The 1,318-nt window shown below is 66.6% G+C and carries 1 protein-coding gene and 1 other annotated feature; the gene reads right to left on the reverse strand.

The window, feature by feature from the left end; all coding sequences use genetic code 11:
- Positions 1–39: 39 nt before the first annotated feature.
- A protein-coding gene (locus WDW90_RS37205) for an IS3 family transposase (RefSeq protein WP_336492740.1) occupies positions 40–1,268 on the reverse strand; the annotation gives its coding sequence in 2 pieces (ribosomal slippage) (positions 40–980 and positions 980–1,268; 1,230 coding nt in all).
- Positions 871–987 (reverse strand) — a sequence feature (AL1L pseudoknot). Its footprint overlaps the gene before it by 117 nt.
- Positions 1,269–1,318 lie beyond the last annotated feature (50 nt).

Genomic DNA, 1,318 nt, shown 5'->3' on the forward strand with positions numbered 1-1,318 from the left:
TGAACCGCTCCAGGTTTCCCGGAGGCTGATTGGCTTGGATCAGGCGGCCAAGGCTTGCACCTCGGCTTGGGTATAGTAGCGCGCTTCCGCCTCGGCGGGAGGCACGTTGCCGATGGGTTCGAGCAGCCGCCGGTTGTTGAACCAGTCGACCCACTCCAGGGTGGCAAACTCGACCGCCTCGAAGGTCCGCCACGGACCGCGCCGGTGGATCACCTCGGTCTTGAACAGGCCATTGATCGTCTCGGCCAAGGCATTGTCGTACGAGTCGCCGACGCTGCCGACGGAGGGCTCGATGCTGGCCTCGGCGAGCCGCTCCGTGTAGCGCAGCGCGAGGTATTGCCCTCCGCGATCCGAATGATGCACGAGCCCGGCACCTCGAACAGGCCGACGCTCGTGCAGCGCCTGCTCCAAGGCGTCGAGCACGAAGCCGGCGTGGGCCGTCCGGGAGACCCGCCAGCCTACGATCCGCCGGGCAAAGGCGTCGATGACGAAGGCCACGTAAACGAAGCCCGACCAAGTGGCGACGTACGTAAAGTCGGACACCCAGAGCATGTTCGGCCGCGGTGGCTGGAACTGGCGATTGACGCGGTCGAGCGGGCAGGCCGCGCCTCGGTCGGGAACGGTGGTGCGGAGCTTCCGCCCTCGCACGACGCCTTGCAGTCCCATGACCCGCATCAACCGCGCCACCGTGCAGCGGGCCACCACCATCCCTTCCCGAGCAAGCTGCCGCCAGACCTTGCGCACGCCGTAGACGCCGAAGTTCGCCTCGTACACGCGCCGGATCTCAGCCGTGAGCATGGCATCCCGCTTGGCTCGGGCCGGTAGCCTCCCGGGATCAGCCCGTCGCGCAGCATGCGTGTGGTAGGTCGACGGGGCGATCGGCAGCACCCTGCAGATCGGCTCGACCCCGTAGACATCGCGGTAGTCGTCGATGAAGGCGATCATGACCGAAACCGGCGGTCGAGCTCCGCCTGGGCAAAATAGGCGCTCGCCTTACGCAGGATCTCGTTGGCTTGGCGCAGCTCGCGGTTCTCCCGCTCCAGTGCCTTGATCCGCTCACGCTCATCCGTCGTCGGTCCGGCCCGCACGCCTTGATCGCGCTCGGCCTGCCTGACCCACTTCCGCAGCGTCTCGCCCGAGCAGCCGATCTTGGCCGCAATCGAACCGATCGCTGCATACTGCGAGCCGTGCTCGTCTTGGTGATCCAGCACCATCCGAACCGCGCGCTCGCGGACTTCGGGGGAATACGGTGGGGTTCGCTTCGTCATGGCTCCAGTCTCTCAAGAGTTGGAGCCTCTGAGAAACCCGGCGCGGTTCA

The sequence above is a fragment of the Methylobacterium nigriterrae genome, assembly GCF_037106235.1.
GTDB lineage: Bacteria > Pseudomonadota > Alphaproteobacteria > Rhizobiales > Beijerinckiaceae > Methylobacterium > Methylobacterium nigriterrae.